The 19205-nt window shown below is 41.9% G+C and carries 14 protein-coding genes; 7 read left to right on the top strand and 7 right to left on the bottom strand.

What is annotated here, in order from left to right:
* Positions 1-149: 149 nt before the first annotated feature.
* A complete protein-coding gene (locus tag RMY31_RS09105; protein WP_322659515.1) occupies positions 150-359 on the top strand; it encodes a hypothetical protein in 210 nt (69 codons plus the stop codon).
* A gap of 58 nt (positions 360-417) precedes the next feature.
* Here the strand turns inward: RMY31_RS09105 and RMY31_RS09100 are convergent, their stop codons facing one another.
* Positions 418-2016 (bottom strand): Hsp70 family protein, encoded by a 1599-nt coding sequence (locus RMY31_RS09100; protein ID WP_322659513.1) that lies wholly within the window; start codon positions 2014-2016, stop codon positions 418-420.
* 51 nt (positions 2017-2067) lie between these two features.
* Complete coding sequence (uvsE, locus tag RMY31_RS09095; protein ID WP_322659511.1) at positions 2068-3024, bottom strand: UV DNA damage repair endonuclease UvsE; 957 nt, start codon at positions 3022-3024, stop codon at positions 2068-2070.
* 516 nt (positions 3025-3540) lie between these two features.
* On the opposite strand from uvsE, the gene RMY31_RS09090 reads away from it, so the two are divergent.
* The 6 genes from RMY31_RS09090 to RMY31_RS09065 all read left to right on the top strand — a co-directional run bounded on the left by RMY31_RS09090 (position 3541) and on the right by RMY31_RS09065 (position 11977).
* Positions 3541-3756: a hypothetical protein gene (locus RMY31_RS09090; protein WP_322659509.1), complete on the top strand. Its 216-nt coding sequence runs from the start codon at positions 3541-3543 to the stop codon at positions 3754-3756.
* 455 nt (positions 3757-4211) lie between these two features.
* The gene (locus tag RMY31_RS09085) at positions 4212-5546 is read left to right on the top strand and encodes an HlyD family secretion protein (RefSeq protein WP_322659507.1); all 1335 of its coding nucleotides are present in this window, start codon (positions 4212-4214) and stop codon (positions 5544-5546) included.
* Positions 5547-6806: 1260 nt separating this feature from the next.
* Positions 6807-7001: a hypothetical protein gene (locus RMY31_RS09080; RefSeq protein WP_322659505.1), complete on the top strand. Its 195-nt coding sequence runs from the start codon at positions 6807-6809 to the stop codon at positions 6999-7001.
* A 471-nt stretch (positions 7002-7472) separates the two neighbouring features.
* The gene (locus RMY31_RS09075; protein WP_322659503.1) at positions 7473-8654 is read left to right on the top strand and encodes a phosphotransferase family protein; all 1182 of its coding nucleotides are present in this window, start codon (positions 7473-7475) and stop codon (positions 8652-8654) included.
* Positions 8655-8681: 27 nt separating this feature from the next.
* Positions 8682-9815: a T3SS effector HopA1 family protein gene (locus RMY31_RS09070; RefSeq protein WP_322659501.1), complete on the top strand. Its 1134-nt coding sequence runs from the start codon at positions 8682-8684 to the stop codon at positions 9813-9815.
* A 17-nt stretch (positions 9816-9832) separates the two neighbouring features.
* Positions 9833-11977, top strand: coding sequence for a peptidase domain-containing ABC transporter (locus RMY31_RS09065; RefSeq protein ID WP_322659499.1), 2145 nt, complete (start codon positions 9833-9835; stop codon positions 11975-11977).
* A 250-nt stretch (positions 11978-12227) separates the two neighbouring features.
* On the opposite strand, the gene RMY31_RS09060 is transcribed toward RMY31_RS09065, so the two are convergent.
* The 5 genes from RMY31_RS09060 to RMY31_RS09040 all read right to left on the bottom strand — a co-directional run bounded on the left by RMY31_RS09060 (position 12228) and on the right by RMY31_RS09040 (position 19107).
* The gene (locus RMY31_RS09060; protein WP_322659497.1) at positions 12228-12743 is read right to left on the bottom strand and encodes a L,D-transpeptidase; all 516 of its coding nucleotides are present in this window, start codon (positions 12741-12743) and stop codon (positions 12228-12230) included.
* A gap of 670 nt (positions 12744-13413) precedes the next feature.
* The gene (locus tag RMY31_RS09055; RefSeq protein ID WP_322659495.1) at positions 13414-13926 is read right to left on the bottom strand and encodes a L,D-transpeptidase; all 513 of its coding nucleotides are present in this window, start codon (positions 13924-13926) and stop codon (positions 13414-13416) included.
* 106 nt (positions 13927-14032) lie between these two features.
* Positions 14033-14665: a bifunctional 4-hydroxy-2-oxoglutarate aldolase/2-dehydro-3-deoxy-phosphogluconate aldolase gene (locus RMY31_RS09050; RefSeq protein WP_322659493.1), complete on the bottom strand. Its 633-nt coding sequence runs from the start codon at positions 14663-14665 to the stop codon at positions 14033-14035.
* Positions 14666-14903: 238 nt separating this feature from the next.
* Positions 14904-17285, bottom strand: a complete 2382-nt coding sequence (locus tag RMY31_RS09045; protein ID WP_322659492.1) for a phosphoketolase family protein — start codon at positions 17283-17285, stop codon at positions 14904-14906.
* A 391-nt stretch (positions 17286-17676) separates the two neighbouring features.
* Positions 17677-19107: a hypothetical protein gene (locus tag RMY31_RS09040; RefSeq protein ID WP_322659490.1), complete on the bottom strand. Its 1431-nt coding sequence runs from the start codon at positions 19105-19107 to the stop codon at positions 17677-17679.
* Between the last annotated feature and the right edge of the window lie 98 nt (positions 19108-19205).

Here is a 19205-nt window from a genome sequence, read left to right as displayed (position 1 = left end):
CTCCTGATTCCCCTACCTAGGGACATTTAATAATTAAATTACTCAATTCCTGCATCCAATACCAGTATCCAACTTCTTCTCCCCCTGCTCCCCCTGCTCACCCTGCTCACCCAAGCGATTGATTATTTTTTTATTTGGAAGTTCCCTATGTGACGCGGCAGGCAGACGGAGATTTGTACGCGGGGTTAAAGGCGGGAGATTTCTGTTATGTGCTGAACTCGCGGCAGATGGGTAAGTCAAGCCTGCGGGTGAAAACTATGCAACGGTTGCAATCTCGCCCATCTCTTATTTTTTGGAGTGGGCAAGATGCCCTACTCCATAAGAGTAATTATTTGATTGTGAAATACTCAAAAGCTTAATATTTAATGATTTTTTATTTTGCTTTTGACTTTTGATTTGTTGTGCTTGTGTTTACATCTAACTCAACTGTGCTACGAGTTGATTTTCTAATAGCGTGTCATTGGTCAATAAGTCCTCAACAGTGATTCGTAAAAAGCGTTGCTCATCAACTTGAAACAAAACTTTAATCCGATCGCTTCCCGGATATCCTGGAGGTGTGAGTTGGGCAATGCTTCTAGCACCTTCTTTATCGTTGAGGGGTTTGACACTGATTTCACCACTGTCTAGACGGCGAGTAATTAAGCGATCGCCATCAAAGTATACTTCAACACCGCCTGTATCTACTCCCAATTCTCCCATAATTAATTCAACACTGGGTTGATTCTCTAAGGAAGCACCTAAGAGTAATTCCACTGGCTGACTCATGGGGTATGGCTGTCCAGCTTTAATTATCGGATGCCAGTTGTGGCGCTGAATGCGGCGGTTCCAATAGCGGATACCATAACTATGGTAGAGAAAGTCTTTGATTTCTACGCCTTGGGCTAGCTGTAATGCACCTTGGGCGATCGCTTCAAAGGGACGTTCGCACCGGATTTTTTCTGGCTCAAAATACTGCTTTACCCATGTTTGCACTGCTGGCAATTGCACGGTACCACCGACTAACAAAACTGCGTTGATATCTGCAAGTTCTATCCCCTGTCGTCGCGCTTGCTGCAACAATGTTGTCATCGACTCATCAAGTAGCTCAAAAAACGCATGTTCTTTGAGGATATTTTCCAAGCTGTCACGGTTTAATTCCAGTTCATAGCTTTCAAATGTTTCATCATCAAAATAAACTTCACTAGCTTGATTTTGGGTTGATAGCTGAATTTTCAAGCGTTCTGCTAGTCGCGTTGTCAAAGGACTTACTGCTAACCCTTGAGTTTTGACAAAGTAATCTACTAACCAATTATCAATATCAGTCCCGCCCAAATTTTGCCCAGCTTTCGCCAGGACGCGGGCGGTTTTTGCCTTTTGTTTGGAGTTTTCTGCCAAGGATTTATTACCCCACTTCAGTAGAAAACCCACAGGCTTTGTACTTCCTTGCGCGCCTTTATTCAATTGCACAAGGGACAAATCCAAGGTACCACCGCCAAAGTCAATTACTAAGATATTTTCTCGATCTGCCAAGCCATAACCCAAAGCTGCGGCTGTGGGTTCATCTAGCATCCGCACCTGTTCGACGTTGAGTCCTTGGCAAACTTGACCCAACCAGTGGCGATAAGTTTCAAAGCTATCTACGGGTACAGTTAGTACTAGGGAATCTAACCCGCCTTCTTGGGGTGCTAGTTGTTCAATCACTTGGGTGAGGAACCATTGCCCTACTCGTTCAAATGTGACAATTTGCCCATCTAGTTCTGGTAAGAAACCTTGGATATCTGCACCAATACCCCGTTTAAAGCTGCGAAAAAATCGCGCTTCGCCCTTGAGGTCAAGACCGCGATCGCGTACTTGTTGCCCTACTAAAACTTTACCTTGTGTGGCTTCTTCGACATAAACCAAACTAGGAATCAATGGTGGATTCAGACTCTGCTGAATTGATAACCCAGGTAGACTCAGGGTTTCCGGCTGCTGGGTCACAGGATTCCAGCGAGCAATAACTGTGTTACTAGTTCCAAAATCGATTGCGATCGCCATATCTTAATTGATGATTTCACACCAAGACACTTGTCATGCCAATAAGCTGCTTCATTTGTGATTATTCTCTATTAACCACCAAGAACGCAAATGGGCGATCGCTTCTTCTTTTTGTTTGGCTTCGACTTCTATCCACGGTGCTTGGTGGTAGACATCAGGCATAGCGGTAATCAAGTCGCTGTGTTTTCGATCGTTAAAAGCTTGTTCGCCGTTGGAAATATGCACTAACTGCCAGTCTGGGTTTGCCCAAGTTTCGCGCGCTGCGTAAAACATCGACGCTACACTGGGATGATTATAGTTATCTAAATTTTCATGGCAAATATGATGGTGAGCATCAAACACCATTGGTACCCCAGCCTGCTGACACACTGCTAAAATTTCCTCACTACTGTAGGCGTATTCGTCGTTCTCAAAGGTCAAACGGCTTTTAATTGTTTCTGGTAGTTCCGAAATCACCTTTACCAGTTGTGCAGTGCGTTGAGATTTACCACCATGAATATTCATCAATGACCAAGGCGATCGCGGTAAACTTAGCAAATCAAGTGTACGGGCGTGCCCTTCCAGAATTTTAATACTATTTTGCACTACCTCCGGAGAATCGGAACTCAGGACTACAAATTGGTCTGGGTGCAGTACCATTCTGATACCCAATGCTTGCGATCTTTCACCGATTTTGCTCAAATCAGCGCTCATTTCCTCTAATATGTTCGCGCCGATTTCGTCTTCCATGTCACTCAGGGGAAATAAAGCACAGGTGATACGATACAGCCGAATTTTATTATCCTGACAAAATGAAAGAGCATCATGCAAGCGTTGGAAATTATGCTGATACAGTTCTCTCAGGGCGTTTTCACGTTCGACATCAGATAGTTTCAAGTAACGCGTGCGCGTCATTGTCCGAAAGCGTACTTGTTTGGAAAAAGTAATACAAACTAGCCCTAACTGCGGCAAAGTGCTTTTTTGCCATTGCTGTGTATCAGATGAATTTTGGAACTGGATGACGGTCATTAACTAAATTAATTGGTTTTTATCATTCTTTGATTGAACTAAGTTCTGCCCCTGAGTGAGCAGTATCTAAAGGAAGAAGTCTGAAGATAAATATATTTCGCACTTCTTTAACTTTTTTAGTTAATGGAGATGCGCTTTGGAGTTACACAATTTCCTAGTGAGTACATCTTCCTGCCAAGCAGATTACTTTCTGGATACTGATTTGGAAATACATCTATCTTTGGAGGTATTTTATATTTTTATAAATAAATTTTTATATAGTTATGTGATGTTTATGTAAACAAAGTATACAACATCAATACCGAAAAGTTTGCAAATTCAAGCATTACGGTCTTGTGGCTATGACAAATCCAAAGGAGGAATGTCAAGGTAGACAGATGTACCTTTGGGTAGTGAAGTCAAGTTTCTGAAATATTTATTAATATAGGTGTAAATACAATCCCAGGAATCAAAAGAACTTTTGATTTGCAGAATTTATCATAAATCAGCAGATTCTTCACCAAAAAACAGAGGATCATGAAAGACCAGCAACAATCAGACTCTAAGGACTTCGTTGGATATCTCAAAAATGGGATTTGGCTGTTTGGCCTCTCATCTTGGGTATTTGGCATTACCGATCGCAGTATTGCTTCATTCGCAGATGGCTATCTATCTGCTTTGGATCTGACGCAACTCTTTACAGCGGCCACATTCTTTGTAGGGTGGCTATTTTTGAAGCCTACAAATGCTTAAGTAATTCCGATGCCATTAGTTTTCTGGGCATTGGATAACAGTTTCATATCAGGACATCCATCTTAGTTGGCGCTAGTTTTGTCAAGATTGAGAAAAGCTATTAAGGTAGAACATAGTTGATTGCGAATGGAGTGCGCCAAAGAGTGCGTCTATATCTTTTGCATTTAAAAAAGTCGGGATAATTCTCAAACATCCTCAGAATTATCCCGATTTTTAATTTGCGAAATTTCTGTTTGAATTCTAGTGTTGATTTGATGGCATTAGGACAAACTGTTTTAAGACCTCAAGTTAGACCAGGCTCATCAATAAGCTGAAATATTCTTTTATACTATTGCCTTTTTTTCGCAATGACGAGAAAATAACGTAGTAGCAAATATTAATAATCTTAATTAGTAACAATTAATCAAATACACAAATAGAATACTTAAGATTTAACCACACTAGGTTTATTGCTGATGCTGACTGAACCTAATCCAACTCTTCTTCGTCCCATCCAAAATGATGAGTTTGTTCCCCCTATCAGCCTTTGGACAACTTTAGGCGGACTATTTTTAGTTGGGACAGTTGGCGTAGCTGTCATGCTCGCTGCTGTCGTTAAATACAATACCATCGTCAAAGCTACTGCTACAGTCCGTCCCGCTGGAGAACTGCGAATCGTTCAGGCAGCAACAGAAGGAATGGTTACAAGAATCTTAGTAAAAGAAAATCAGGTGGTAAAACAAGGAGATGCGATCGCTTACTTAGATAATTCCCGCCTCAAAATTCAAAAGAATCAATTACAAGGGAACATACAGTACAACCAAAGTCAATTGATTCAAATCACTGCTCAGTTAAAAGCTCTTGACAGTAGGCGCTTAGCTGAATCGAGCTTAATGAACCGCAGTATTGCCGCTGCTCAAGCTAACCTCAGTCATAGCCAACGGGACTATCGAGATCGGCAAATCGTCACTCAGACAGAAGTGCAAGAAGCCGAAGCCAGCTTGGAATTAGCTAAGGAGGAGATGAAACGATATCAGCAACTGGGAAACACAGGGGCGATTACGACTCTGCAAATCAAAGAGAAAGAACAAGCTTTCCAAGCTGCTCAAGCTCGAATGACACGAGCTAAAACTACCCTCAATCCTAGTAATGCATTAGTGGCAATAGCGACTGAGCAAATTGCCCAAGAAAGGGCTAAAGGTTTGGCCAGCCTAGCCACCTTAGACAAAGAACGAGAAGAACTGCTTCAGCGTCAAGTTGAAATTCGGAACGAACTCCATCGTAATATTCAAGAATTGCAACAGATTGGAATTGAAGTTCACAAGACGCTGATTCTTGCTCCGGCCTCTGGCACAATCCTCAAATTGAATTTACGCAACCCTAGCCAGGTAGTGAAATCTGGAGAAACAATTACCCAAATTGCTCCCAGTAATACCTCACTAGTAGTTATGGCTCGCGTAGCGGCTCAAGATATTAGCAAAGTTAGAGACTGCAAAGAAGAAAAAATTTCAGACTGTAAATATGGCAAAGCTCAACTACGGTTTTCTGCCTATCCTTATCCTGATTACGGCGTACTTCAAGGTACTGTAACAGCAATTTCTCCCGATGTGATTACACCTCCAATTGGTGCAACTAGCGTAGCCGCACCTTACTATGAAGTAACAATACAGCCAGAAAGACCTTATTTGCTGAGGGGCGATCGCTCTTATCCCATCCAACCCGGAATGGAAGTCACAGCAAATATCATCTCCAATCAAGAGACAATACTTACATTTATTCTTAGAAAAGCAAGACTGTTAACAGATTTATAAATTACGCCTGATGTGAATTATGAAAATCAACGATATATCAACAATTCTGCGTACTGTAGAGACGTAGCAATGCTACGTCTCTACGAAAAATATAGGATTTTAGCATCTAATCCACATTAAACGTAAATTATTAAGAAATAAGTAGAACGCTGCAAATAAACAGAACTATGTAACGGAAAGTAAAGTTAGCTAAAACCCTCTCTACTTCTGCCCTTCGGGTGACGCTCGTTCCTCGCTAACGCTGCGCTAATGGCAGTCCCCCATCGACGCAAAGCGCCAAGACGGGGGCTGCCTCACCTTCTGCCCTCTGCCACGCCACTTGCTACAACGGAGGGAACCTCCGCAACGCAGTGGCTCCTCTGCCTTACCTTGACGATAAATATTTACACCGACCTACTTAATTTAATTCTGCTGTATATATTGCGGGGGCGTTTTTCGCTCCCGTAAATTTTATCATGCCCCATTTTTCAGCTAAAGCTGTCCACAGTAGACCTCTTGCAAAAGTGCTTTTTGCAAGAGGTGGGAAAAGGGATGCATGTTAAAGGGGAAGGGGAAAATACAAAAACTTTTCCCCTTTTCCCCTTACCCTTTTCCCGACTTATGCAAGAAGTCTAGTCAAGAGGAGCCACTGCGGTGAAGCACTAGTTCCTACTTTTCTTACTTTTTTATTTCAAAAATTAAAAATTAATTTATGAAATTATTTTTTATAAAAAACTATTAAAATACTGAATTTTAGTTGAAGTAATAATTAGTACTTGTTTTGTTTAAATCTACAGATAATAAAATCGTGAAAACACTTAATAAGAAAACAAAATAGTCTATACCCGCTTAAGAGCATTAGTATAATAAATAATTTATTTGTAAATAACACTTAGACGTAGTATTAGTTTGGTTTATATCTATCAGTGGATATAGTTAGTCACTTAACCCACTTACTCATCTTAACAATATTTATTATTGATTATCATTCCTACTTTATCTACTAGCATTAAAGTTCTGAATGGCAAGTATTCTAGAGACTTAGTTCATAATTACTCACAATTAACTAAATTTAATACTCCCCTACTTTTCCTACTTTTCCTACTTTTTTCTTAGCATATAAATTTTAACTAACAAGTTTTAAAAGCGTAAATAAATTTATTTTTTAATAACAAAATATTATAGACACGGGTACTCTATTTCAATTAAGAGCTGGTAATCTAAAAGTTAAGGTTAGATAAAAATCTAGCCTCAACAAATTTTTTGAATAGGAAAGTGGAAATGGCTAACAATTTAATCTCTAATCTCTTTTTTGGTTCTGAAAGTTTACTGACTGATTTATCGCCAGAAGATGAGTCTGTAATTACAGGCGGAACTGGCTGTTATGGAAGTAGTAAGTCTAGTAAATCTAAAAAATCCAAAAAATCCAAAAAGTCAAAAAAATCTAGTGGCTGCTATAACCCTTGCTACCATTAAGACTTCCTGTTTACGCCAATTTTTTCGGTTAGTATACAGCTGCGGCTCAGAAAAATTAGTGCTTCTGTAACTCATATCTTGCACCTTGCTTGAACGATTAAAAGTCGCAGGGAAATAAACTATTTCTACCTGAAGACTATCGAAAATCAAGACTTTCAGAGCCTACGGAGGCGGTCTTTGTACCTTTCGAGTTCACCTTTGGGCGTTCTCTAAAAGTAGCTGAAATTGTCATCATCAGGTGCAAGATGTGAGCCTTGAACTAGCACAAAAAGCACAATTAACAAATGAAAGAAACACTTCTTTTGTCTTTCTTCCTGTCTTGTGTTTTTTGAAAGTTAAGGCACTAATTTTGATTTGATTAATTGTGAATAGGGTTTTTAACATCGCTACCAAATCGATGATAAAAACCCTATTTTAAATTACTAAAAATAAATGTAATTATTAATTTTTTAATCAAAAATAAAATTAATCATGGAGAAACCATTTTTATTAAGTTTTAAAAATGTTGTAGATTATTTAGTTATACAGAAACTGTGGCAGTTAGAAGAGCAATATTCACACGAGATAAAATCAAAGAGCTGTAAAAACTTTAATTTGCTAGTAAGTTTTTCGGGCGATCGCCATTTTTTAGTTAAGCAAGAGTGTCATGACAAAGAAGGCAAGACTAATGGTGAATTTTTGCACGAATGGCGATTTCAACAGTTATTACAAACATTTCCAGAACTGATTCATATTCGTCCCCTAGTAGCAGAGGCAATCCATTTTGACCCGATTTGTTCAATTATTGTTTTCAACTACTACAACGACTACTGTGACCTGAGAGATTTTTATACTCAAGAGCATATTTTCCCAACTGAAATTGCTGCCTCAATTGGAGCGAGTCTAGCCGTAGTTCATCGCAGCACCATAGATTGTCAGCAGTACAAAGACTTCTTTTGCCAAAGTTGCCAAGATTTTGACAAACCTCCTAACTTGCTTCGCGGATTAGAACGGCTTACACCCAAAGTGTTTGGTCGAGTTTGTATAGATGGACTAAAGTTTTTTGAGCTTTATCAACGTTATGAAAGCCTAGGACAGACAATTGCAGAACTCAGCACTGCTTTCCAAGCATGTTGTTTGACACACGATGACTTGAAGTTGGACAACATCTTGCTATACGCTCACTGGCAGCAAGCCTCCTCAACAGCAGAGCCATTAACTAACAGCATCGTTCGCCTGATTGACTGGGAGAGGTGTAGTTGGGGAGACCCTGCATATGATTTAGGAACAATCGTTGCCAACTACTTAAAAATTTGGCTAAGTAGCTTGGTGATTACTACAGACCTTGATGTTGAAACAGCTTTGCATCTAGCTACAACTCCGTTCGATGTAATTCATCCATCTATTGTTGCTCTAACTAAAGCTTATCTCGCTCGTTTTCCAGAAATTGTAGAGCGCCGCCCCGATTTTTACAGACGAGTCGTACAATTTACTGGTTTTGCTTTGATTAAAAAAATTCAGCTAAAGCTGCATCATCAAGAGCCTTTTGACAACATCGCTATTTGTATGCTTCAAGTTGCCAAGACATTGTTGTGCGAGCCGGAGCAATCAAATCAGATTGTTTTTGGCAGTACTGTGTCTGAACTAACTTCTCTTAGTCGTGTTCCCGCCTGAGTGTTTTTAGTCGTAACTCTAAAATTTATGCAATTGCTGGATTCTCTACCAAATCAGCCACCAGATTCTACTTTTGAGCGATCGCTTAATGCTCTTCAAGATATCGCTGTTCACGTTCAGATTCAATCTAACTTCTGTGTTAGTCATCCAAAATACGCACCTATGGAACTTCCGCCAGGTGTAGTAACTCGTTTTCAACAACTACCTCTAGAACTTCAGCGTCAGTATCTCAGCCTGCAACTGCGAAGCTATCTTTATGACATCTATTTCAAAGGCGACGCAGACATTGCTTCTACATCTGATACCAGTTCGGCTAAGTTGTCGCTAAATTCTGAGAAAAATACAGCGAGTGGGCAAAACTCAGCATTTTACTGGCAACTACATACCAATAATAGTGGAGAAGGCTACTTTGACCCAGGATGGTTGGTGCTGAAGCAGGAGAATGATGGTAGCCTTGCAGTGAAAAAGAATAATTTGACTCTGCACATTCAGCCCGACCATGAACTACAACTAGGAAAGAAACTTGCTACTACAGGTGACATAGTTGCAATCCGAATGCCTCAGAACTTGCTTGAAACTGGGTATTATCTAGCAGTAGGTAATGCTGGGCCAGCCAAGCGTGGTCAGCTTGAGACTACGTGCATCTATTTCAATTTCAGCCCCGAAGGTGCGCTGGCGATGATGAAAAGTTTAACGCAGCAACTGAACGAAGTGAGAATTCCTTTTACCTTCAAGGTTGTATCTGAAGCTGCTAGTTACAAATGCTACGACTCAGGAATTCTTTGCTTTGACCGAAGTGATTACCACATAGTCCGACCAATTCTCCAAAAGATTTATCAGGAACAGCGATGCCTGCGGTGGACTTTGCCTACGCATTTTCAACCAGAGCTACCTCTATTCACAAAGTTTCTAGCACCAGGGTTAGGTTTGGCAGAGGAGCCAGATAGCAATGCTTCCATCAAAGAAAGATTTGGTACGCATCGTTGCCAAATCGTTGCTGATGGTTTGCTAGATGCTTGGCATAAAGGCGATAACTCGATAGAGGGTCGGATGATGTCAATCTACCAACGCTTCTCCATGCTGGGAATTGAATTACAACATCCTTATTTAAATGCTAACTCGGAAGACATTTATACTACGTTGGATTTATGCGAACAGTGATGTTGTAGTGATTGCCAATGAAATACCAGATTGTTTTACAACACAGTGAAGCCGACTGCGGCGCTGCTTGTTTGGCTTCTATTTCAAGATATTACGGGCTGGCTTTGAGCCTCAACCGCGTCCGTGAAGCAGTAGGCACTGGGCAACTGGGAACTACATTATTAGGTTTAAGGCGAGGCGCAGAGTCACTAGGTTTCAATGCTCGCTCGGTCAGAGCATCCTCAGAAATTCTACCTAAGATAAATCAAATACCCTTGCCAGCAGTTATTCACTGGAAGGGTTATCACTGGGTTGTTTTATATGGGCAGCGTGGCAGTAAGTATGTCATTGCCGATCCTGCGGTGGGTATGCGTTATCTGTCCAAACAGCAGTTAATGGAGGGTTGGAAAGATTGGGTAATACTTTTACAAGAACCAGACCCTAGCCGCTTTTTTAACCAATCTAATGAGCAAGTTGACAGCTTTGGAAAATGGCTGATGCGCCTATGGCTGTACCGAGCCATTCTTGCTGAGGCTTTACTGTGCGCTTTTGTAATTGGTTTACTTTCTTTAGCCTCGCCTTTTTTGATCCAAATCTTGACGGATGATGTTTTAATTCGGGGTGATACGCAGTTACTTGCTGGTGTCGCCCTAGCAGTAATGGTAATTGCCTTGGTCAGAAGAAGTCTAACATTAGTGCAAAAGAACTTGATCGCTCACTTTGCTCAACGTTTCGAGTTAGGACTGATTCTAGAGTTTGGGCAACAAATTTTGCAATTACCTCTGACTTATTACGAAACTCGTCGTAGTGGTGAAATCGTCAGCCGACTCAGAGATATTCACGAAATTAACCGATTAATTTCAAGAACGGTTATTAGTTTACCTAGTGAATTTTTTATTGCCGTAGTTTCTTTGAGTTTCATGCTGTTTTATAGCCTGAAACTGACTTTAGTCGGTATCTTCATTGCCCTAACAATGACTTTATCTACTGTGATTTTCTTACCAGCACTTCAGCGGAAAAACCGCAATGTGTTAGTTTTGGAAGCAGAAAATCAAGGTATTCTAGTAGAAACTTTTAAAGGGGCATTGACGATCAAAACAACTACTGCTGCTCCCCAGTTTTGGGAAGAATTTCAAAGCAGATTTAATCGCTTGACCAACCTTACACTCCGGACTGTGCAAATTAGTATTGTCAACAACATATTCTCTAGTATAGTTTCCGATATTGGTAGTGTTGCTTTACTTTGGTATGGTAGTAATTTAACAATTAGTAAAGAATTAAGCATTGGTCAATTACTAGCTTTTACTAGCCTAAATCGAAATGTTGGGTCTTTAATCGGCTCATTAGTTGATTTTGTCGATGAATTTACACGGGTGAAGACAGCTACTTCAAGATTGCAGGAAGTCATTACTTCTACACCTGAGACTCTAGATGACGCTAAGAAACACTGGCTTGAAATTCCTGGCAAGGCTGAAATTGTTTGCACTCAAGTGACCTTTCATTACCCTGGTAGACCGGAATTATTAGAAAATTTCTCCATCACAATTCCTGCTGGTAAAGTAACTGCCTTAATTGGTGAATCAGGTTGCGGTAAGAGTACCTTGTCTAAATTAATTGCAGGTTTATATTCACTTCAGTCTGGTAATATCCGTATTGGAATTTATAACCTGCAAGATATATCCCTTGATTGTTTGCGGCAGCAGGTAGTACTTGTTCCTCAAGAAGCTCATTTTTGGAGTCGCTCAATCGTAGAAAACTTTCGCTTGGGTTCTCCCTACGCGACGTTTGAGCAAATTGTCAAAGCTTGCCAGATTGCTGCCGCTGATGAGTTCATCAGTAAACTACCCGACAAATATCAAACTGTCTTAGGTGAGTTTGGCACAAACATTTCTGGAGGACAAAGACAACGATTAGCACTTGCACGAGCGATTGTCAACGATCCACCCATCCTGATTTTAGATGAATCAACCTCTGGACTTGACCCTGTAAGTGAAGCGAAAGTTTTGCATCAGCTTTTATCCCATCGTCAAGGAAAAACCACAATTTTGATCAGTCACCGTCCCAGAGTAATCAATAAAGCTGATTGGATTGTGTTACTGGAGCAGGGTAAGTTGAAGCTTGAAGGTTCCTTAGAAGAACTTCGCTCCCAACACGGAGATCATTTAGATTTCTTGACCCCGTAATACCAATTCTCTATAATCTCGCAACAGATCAATCTCCACCTCCCCGCGTCATTATCTGTTGCCCTATTTTGGCGAATTGGTATAACTCATATCTTCCACCTAGCCCCGACGAATGGAATTCGCGGCTATACAAACGTAGACGCTTTGCGGCTTCCCGCAGGTTAGTCTAACGGAAAATCAGGGTTGCCTGTGTAGCCGCGACTTCATTCGCTTGGTGCAAGATCTTTTATTCAAATATGCAATACGAATGCTACCTACGCACTACTACTAAAGTCCCTACAGAAGACCAGTTATAAAGCTTGCGAGCCTGTTTGACTGGCAAATTCACGCAACCATGGCTAACTGGAGTGCCAAAACGGTTATGCCAGTAAGCACCGTGAATGGCATAGCCACGATGAAAATACATTGTGTAAGGGACATCTGGAATATCGTAGCCCCTGCCTCGCATCCGGTCAGTACGATACTTAGAGTTAATCCGAAACTTTCCTGTGGGTGTGGGAGTTAAGCGCTTTCCTGTCGAAATTCGGAATGAATACACTATTTCTTCACCTTCCCATGCTCGTAAGCGTTGCTCGGATAAGTCAATTTCAATCCTACGAGGTTGGGATGTTTGTTGAGCGATAGTGATGCTGTTATTATTTGCTGACGCAGCACTGGCTGTAGCTGAAGTGGGATCGGCTGTCGTTGGTGGCAACCAAGAAACCAAAGCTGCCACGATCAATACCGCACCTGTACAGATTCTTGAGCAACGTATCCAACTTTGCATGTTGCATCACCCTTTATATTAAGCTTGCTTGTTTCAGCACATTGAAAGAAGTCCTAAAACGCAAAGAGGCTTCCTGTAGGTAAACTGAGGCTCTCATGCAAATCTAGGAATTCAGCGGCGCAATATTTCCCCACAAAGTTCTTACCCAGTCCCTGGAATTGACACATTTTTTGCCAATCAGACAACTTTCGTCGTGTCTGTTCAAAATGCACATCAGTTTGTTGATCGGGAGCCACTTACTTGAGTAGTACAAGGTTCCTGGAACGGCTCCTAATATTTCTACACCGATGCTTCTACAAGTCTCATACGATCGCTCATTTGCAGATTGGACTATGGTCTGCATTAGCTCCTTGAGATCGCACTTGCCACTTGAGTAGATGCAAACTTCCCGAACTCAATAACTTGCTCTGGTAATTTCAAACAGGATTTATCAGGATTTACGCTTATTTTCTAGCGCAGATAATATGAGTCTTCTCTTCTATTATTTATTTCAATTTCAATTATTCTCAGTCCGGAGATTACTTGTAGAATTTTCCTCATAAATCGCTCAATTGTCTTGATTTCTAGTTATTTATAATTTTGCTTAAAATAGCTTTTTATTAGGTTTGAATTGAAAAGGGTGTAGGGAAAGAAACCTTTAAAATTATTTTCTCCCCCTGCTTCCCACTCACTACTTTTGGATGACTACTGGTGTCCCCAGCGATGCCCATTCAAATAGCCACTTAGCATGATTTGGTGCCATATTTACGCAACCGTGGCTGACTGGAGTGCCAAATCTCCGATGCCAGTATGCACCATGAATACCGTAGTTTCCTTGGTAAAACATAGCAAAAGGGACGTTGGGAACATTGTAGTCTTCTCCCCGCATCCGGGTAGACTTGTACTTGGATTGAATTTTAAAAGTGCCAACGCGAGTCGGGGTAGATTTTTTGCCTGAGGAAATTAAGACTGCATAAACAGGTTTCCTACCTTCCCAAGCTATTAGTCGCTGCTTTGAAAGATTGATTTGAATCCAGCGTCGATCTGATTTTTGTAAAGTTTGAATGGATTGTGCAATCGTCTGTTTGCCTGAAACTGCCCAAGCTTGACCAGTTCCAGCACCGATCGCACTCAAGGACAGTGCTGTAGCAGCCAGGAATAGTTTTAAGTGACGCGTCCAGTTAGTATTAGTCATACTTCTCATCGTCGATCTCCTCACATGACGAAGCTTAAAGAAGTTTTTCAGCTTTCAAACTACTTTGCAGCCAATGACTTCTATAAGTATGGGTTTTGTATAATTTCATTCTAATCTATGCTAATTGTTGAATGAGGTTGCTTGCCTGTTGAGCGATCGCTTCCCAATTTCCATCCTCTACCAGATGTTTAGGAAATAATTCACTACTCAAACCCACAGCGATCGCCCCTGCTTGTAAAAATTCTTTGGCATTTTCCAGGGTGACACCGCCAGTCGGAATCAAGGGAATGTGACCTAGAGGGCCTTGTAAACTTTTGATATAGCTAGCCCCTCCCACCGCTTGTACGGGGAATACCTTCACACAGCTAGCGCCTTGAGTCCAAGCAGTGATAATTTCCGTGGGAGTGAGCGCTCCGGGGATAATAGCTATATCTTTTTCGACTGCGGCTTGAATCATTGCCGGATCGACATGGGGTGTGAAGAGGAACTGTGCCCCAGAAGCGATCGCTGCTTGCAGTTGTTGGACATTAAACAGCGTACCAGTGCCGATAGTACACTCAGGTAACTTGAAACGTAGTTGACTAATTAATTCGGCGGCGCGATTGCTATTCCAGGTAATCTCAATTAGCTGCATTCCTCCAGATGCTACAGCCATTGCCATTTGCTGTCCCAATTCAAATGTTGGGGCGCGGATGACTGCGATCGCTTGGTGTTTTTGCAACTGTGATAACCAAACTTGATTAGGCATTTTAAGAAGCATTGAAATCTCAAATACCAGCTTAAGCCTATCTGGGAGGCGGGAGGCAGGAGAAGAGGACAGGGGGACGCGGGGACATAGGGACGCGAGGAGATGAGGATGCAAAGACACGGATAGTTCTTTCTCCGCGTCCCCCTTCGAGTTCACCAGTCGCCTGCGGGAGGGTCTCCCTCCGCAGCGCTGGTTCACCGCGTCTCTCCTTCTCCGTGTCTTTTTCTGTCCTACTTCCTCAGTACGGCCACTTCCATTCACGAATTTCCGGCATATCCTCGCCGTGTTCCGAAATGTAGTGCCTATGTTCGATCAGCTTATCTTGTAGATGCTGCTTAACATAAGCTGCTTTATAACCTAGTTTGGGTACGCGATCGATTACATCCATGACGAGGTGGAAGCGATCGAGGTCGTTAAGAACGACCATATCAAAGGGTGTGGTAGTGGTTCCCTCCTCTTTGTAGCCGCGCACATGCAGGTTTTTGTGGTTGGTGTGGCGGTAAGTCAAGCGATGAATCAACCAGGGATAGCCATGAAAGGCGAAAATGATCGGTTTATCGGTGGTAAAAATTGTGTCGAAGTCTTTGCTGCTTAAACCATGAGGATGTTCGGTTTTTGGCTGTAGTGTCATCAAATCTACTACGTTCACCACCCGCACCTTCAACTCAGGGAAGTTCTGGCGCAAGATGTCCACAGCAGCTAAGGTTTCTAAGGTGGGAACATCCCCAGCACAAGCCATTACTACATCTGGTTCGCTACCTTGGTCATTGCTTGCCCATTCCCAAATGCCGAGGCCTTTGGTGCAGTGTTTAATGGCAGCATCTATGTCGAGGTATTGCAGTGCAGGTTGCTTACCCGCAACGATGACATTGACATAGTGACGACTTCTTAGACAATGGTCAGTTACTGACAATAGAGTGTTGGCATCGGGGGGAAGATACACCCGAACAATCTCTCCTTTCTTGTTAACCACATGGTCAATAAAACCGGGATCTTGGTGAGAGAAGCCGTTGTGGTCTTGCCGCCAAACGTGCGAGGTCAGGAGGTAGTTGAGGGAAGCAATTGGTCTGCGCCAAGGTATATCAAGGGTAGTTTTGAGCCACTTGGCGTGCTGGTTGAACATAGAGTCCACTATGTGGATAAAGGCTTCATAACAGGAGAAGAATCCGTGACGACCTGTAAGTAGGTAGCCTTCTAACCATCCTTGACAACTAGTTTCGCTGAGAATTTCCATCACCCGACCATTGGGCGATAGGTGTTCGTCTTCTGGGAGGATTTGAGCAACCCAGGTGCGATCTGTGGCTTCAAACACAGCATCTAGACGATTGGATTGAGTCTCGTCGGGGCCGAATATGCGGAAGTTGCGACTTTCTTTATTGAGTTTAAAGACATCTCGCAGGAGTTTAGCTGTTACTTTGGTTGCTTCAGCTTCAACCTTGCCCGGATGGGGAACATCTACGGCGTAGTCCTGGAAGTCTGGCATCTTCAGGTCGCGCAATAAAATACCGCCATTGGTATGGGGATTGTCACCCATGCGTCGATGTCCTTTGGGAGCCAGTTCTGCTAATTCGGGAATCAGCTTGCCGTTAGCATCGAAGAGTTCTTCTGGTTTGTAACTCTTCATCCACTCTTCTAAGAGTTTTAGGTGTTCTGGCTTGTGGGTTAGATCGCCGAAAGGAACTTGGTGCGATCGCCAGTACCCCTCAGTCTTTTTCCCATCGACATCCTTGGGGCCTGTCCAACCTTTGGGGGTTCGCATCACAATCATTGGCCACTGCGGACGTTCGCTGAAACCATGTATGCGGGCTTCTCTCTGAATGCTTTGAATTTCTGTAATTACTGTATCTAAAGTTGCTGCCATTTGCTGATGGACATCTGCGGGTTCGGAGCCTTCGACAAAATAAGGTTTGTAACCATAGCCGATAAATAGGCTCTCTAGCTCCTCATGGCTTAACCGTGAAAGTAACGTTGGGTTGGCAATTTTATACCCATTCAGGTGCAAAATAGGAAGTACGGCACCATCATGGACAGGATTAAGAAATTTATTGGAGTGCCAGCTAGTGGCTAAAGCACCTGTTTCAGCTTCGCCATCACCGATAACAGCGGCAACTATTAAGTCAGGATTATCGAAAGCAGCACCGTAGGCGTGGACAAGGGCATAACCAAGTTCACCACCTTCATGAATAGAACCGGGGGTTTCCGGTGCAGCGTGGCTGGGGATACCACCTGGGAATGAGAATTGTTTGAAAAGTTTCTTTATGCCCTCAGCATCTTGGGAAATGTTAGGGTAGTACTCGCTGTAAGTGCCTTCCAAGTAAGTATTGGCTACCAGTCCAGGGCCCCCATGGCCTGGCCCAGCAATATATATGGTGTTCAGGTCATACTTTTTGATTACCCTGTTGAGATGAACATAGATGAAGTTCAGCCCTGGTGTTGTTCCCCAGTGACCTAATAATCTGGGTTTGACATGTTCTAGTTTCAGTGGTTCTCTTAAAAGTGGATTGTCGAGAAGATATATTTGCCCTACAGAAAGATAATTAGCTGCACGCCAGTAGGCGTTCATCTTTTGCAATTCTTCATCTGATAAAGGCTTTGTTTGTGGAGGACTTGCTAAAGTCATATCAAACTCCATTACAAAATTATTTTCACGAATTCATCAATTAGTATGACAGTTTAGTTGTCTATGGGTAATGGTGCATCTTACTCATGACAAATTTTTTCAGTAAATTGGAAAAATAACCATCATTAACTATTGATTAGGTTTACTTGAATTTAAAAAACCTAATTATAGACCCATAATTAACACTAAGAGAGGATTACAGACTTAGTATGACTCTGAGCAATTTTTTAGATTATTTTTATTATGCAAATTGCGATAGAGAATAATCTTGCAATCTATTTAGAAAATCAACAATTTGAAATTTATAAATGCTTCTTGTGATAGAGGTAATATAAAATCACCTTGAATTTAGTCAAGCTTAGGTTGTAAACTTAATCCATCACTTTACTATTTAGTAAATAACTCTGAAAATAATATCCCACAGGATAGAATTCTTCTCGGCAGCGGAGATGATGTTCTCCCACAGTAGTGGAGGAACTTGAAGCAGTGAATCATGGGCAATAATTTCATTCCAGTTGATACGAACTGGGTCAGTATCAGAGACTCCAGCTTGCTTCATAACAGATAAAAATGCTTCAGCAACTATTCCATAACCTATTGTGCTGGGATGGACACAATCCAAGCTGAATAAACCTCCAGCATATCTGTTGCCATCACGTACATCTAAGCGGAGAATACTTGGTATTGGAGAAAGTCGCAATAGCGGGTGATCGCTAAGTCCTCGAGCTGCGTAGTAGTCTATGAGAGGGCGGGCGGGTGCGTCAAGCATCTCGTTTCTCTTGACGGCTAGTGCATCTAGAATGGTACAAGTATCTATAACGTGCCAATTATTACTCTGAAGTCTGATAATATCCCGGATTGATTGGTTAAAACTGTCAACCCTTGCATCGATTTGCTGGATTTTCTGGCGTTCTAGATGTTTTTGTAGAAGAGGGGAAAAATTTTCTTTTTTGGCAAAGAAACGACCATAATACTGAAAGTACTTGCCATCAAACGGTGGTATTCCTTGAGTCACAGGTGGGATTGTGACATGGGGTACTGTACCGACGAAAACTTTTGTATCGCTGGGAATTATTCCCTTCACCTTTTCAACAAGTTGAGTGAAATCATGATGAAAGACTTGGGAATTAGTTAAATTCCATTTTCTTCTGGCGATCGCATCGGTAGTAACGTTAGTATCTTCCATATCTTTCAGCTCTAAGTCGAGGACTGTTCCTAAGCAATCGTTAGCGCCAAACCAGAGAATTAGGTTTTCTACCCCTTCTTCATTGACAATCTGTTTGAGATTATCTAGCTGTGTCCAGTCCATTCGCTCTCGACGTAGTTTGGGATTGAGAACTCTCAATGCAGTACGGTACATTGATGCCGTCGGCAGCCCTAAAAAATCATCTTGTATCCATCCCTCTTCATTCTCAATTGCCTTTTGACAATAATTAGGAGTAATGGTGAAGCTATCAGCGACTCGAAATCCCCAAACTCCCAAGTTGTGATAAACACCCCCAAAGGCAGCTGGACGAGACCCTGTTCCTCTTTCGTACAGGTCTTCTACCTCATCAAGGAATCGTCCCAATAGCACAGGAAATCGAACTATCCACTCACTAAGGTCAATGTCTGCACCCAATTGAGTTTTCATCCACCGCAAAGCCTCTTCGATATTAAGAGGTAGTCCACTTCCAGGAAATCGGGGTATGCGGAAATCATTAGGCAGTTCTAAGCCCATCGAACGAGCAATTATCGCTGGAAAAGACCAATCAGTTCTATAAATTGCTCCACTTTGAAAACCTTGTGTCAAACTATCGCCGATCGCAACAAGTTTAGCCATAACTTTTTCCTAAAAATAGTGCTGAATAATAAACTTTTTCAGTAGTTTAATTACTTTCTATAGAGAACAAAATTTTGTTAATCAATAACCACAGTTCA

Source organism: Dendronalium sp. ChiSLP03b (genome assembly GCF_034531165.2).
In the GTDB taxonomy this organism is placed as follows: Bacteria; Cyanobacteriota; Cyanobacteriia; order Cyanobacteriales; family Nostocaceae; genus Dendronalium; species Dendronalium minutum.
The sequence above is the reverse complement of the archived record's forward strand: the minus strand, read 5'-3'. Positions and strand labels throughout refer to the sequence as shown.

What these genes read in the sequence shown, in the direction of transcription:
- RMY31_RS09050 (WP_322659493.1), bottom strand. Translation starts at nt 14,665, where the DNA reads ATGCCTAATCAAGTTTGGTTATCACAGTTGCAAAAACACCAAGCGATC.
- RMY31_RS09070 (WP_322659501.1), top strand. Translation starts at nt 8,682, where the DNA reads ATGCAATTGCTGGATTCTCTACCAAATCAGCCACCAGATTCTACTTTT.
- RMY31_RS09100 (WP_322659513.1), bottom strand. Translation starts at nt 2,016, where the DNA reads ATGGCGATCGCAATCGATTTTGGAACTAGTAACACAGTTATTGCTCGC.
- RMY31_RS09040 (WP_322659490.1), bottom strand. Translation starts at nt 19,107, where the DNA reads ATGGCTAAACTTGTTGCGATCGGCGATAGTTTGACACAAGGTTTTCAA.
- RMY31_RS09075 (WP_322659503.1), top strand. Translation starts at nt 7,473, where the DNA reads ATGGAGAAACCATTTTTATTAAGTTTTAAAAATGTTGTAGATTATTTA.
- RMY31_RS09080 (WP_322659505.1), top strand. Translation starts at nt 6,807, where the DNA reads ATGGCTAACAATTTAATCTCTAATCTCTTTTTTGGTTCTGAAAGTTTA.
- RMY31_RS09060 (WP_322659497.1), bottom strand. Translation starts at nt 12,743, where the DNA reads ATGCAAAGTTGGATACGTTGCTCAAGAATCTGTACAGGTGCGGTATTG.
- RMY31_RS09085 (WP_322659507.1), top strand. Translation starts at nt 4,212, where the DNA reads ATGCTGACTGAACCTAATCCAACTCTTCTTCGTCCCATCCAAAATGAT.
- RMY31_RS09090 (WP_322659509.1), top strand. Translation starts at nt 3,541, where the DNA reads ATGAAAGACCAGCAACAATCAGACTCTAAGGACTTCGTTGGATATCTC.
- RMY31_RS09045 (WP_322659492.1), bottom strand. Translation starts at nt 17,285, where the DNA reads ATGACTTTAGCAAGTCCTCCACAAACAAAGCCTTTATCAGATGAAGAA.
- RMY31_RS09065 (WP_322659499.1), top strand. Translation starts at nt 9,833, where the DNA reads ATGAAATACCAGATTGTTTTACAACACAGTGAAGCCGACTGCGGCGCT.
- RMY31_RS09055 (WP_322659495.1), bottom strand. Translation starts at nt 13,926, where the DNA reads ATGAGAAGTATGACTAATACTAACTGGACGCGTCACTTAAAACTATTC.
- uvsE (WP_322659511.1), bottom strand. Translation starts at nt 3,024, where the DNA reads ATGACCGTCATCCAGTTCCAAAATTCATCTGATACACAGCAATGGCAA.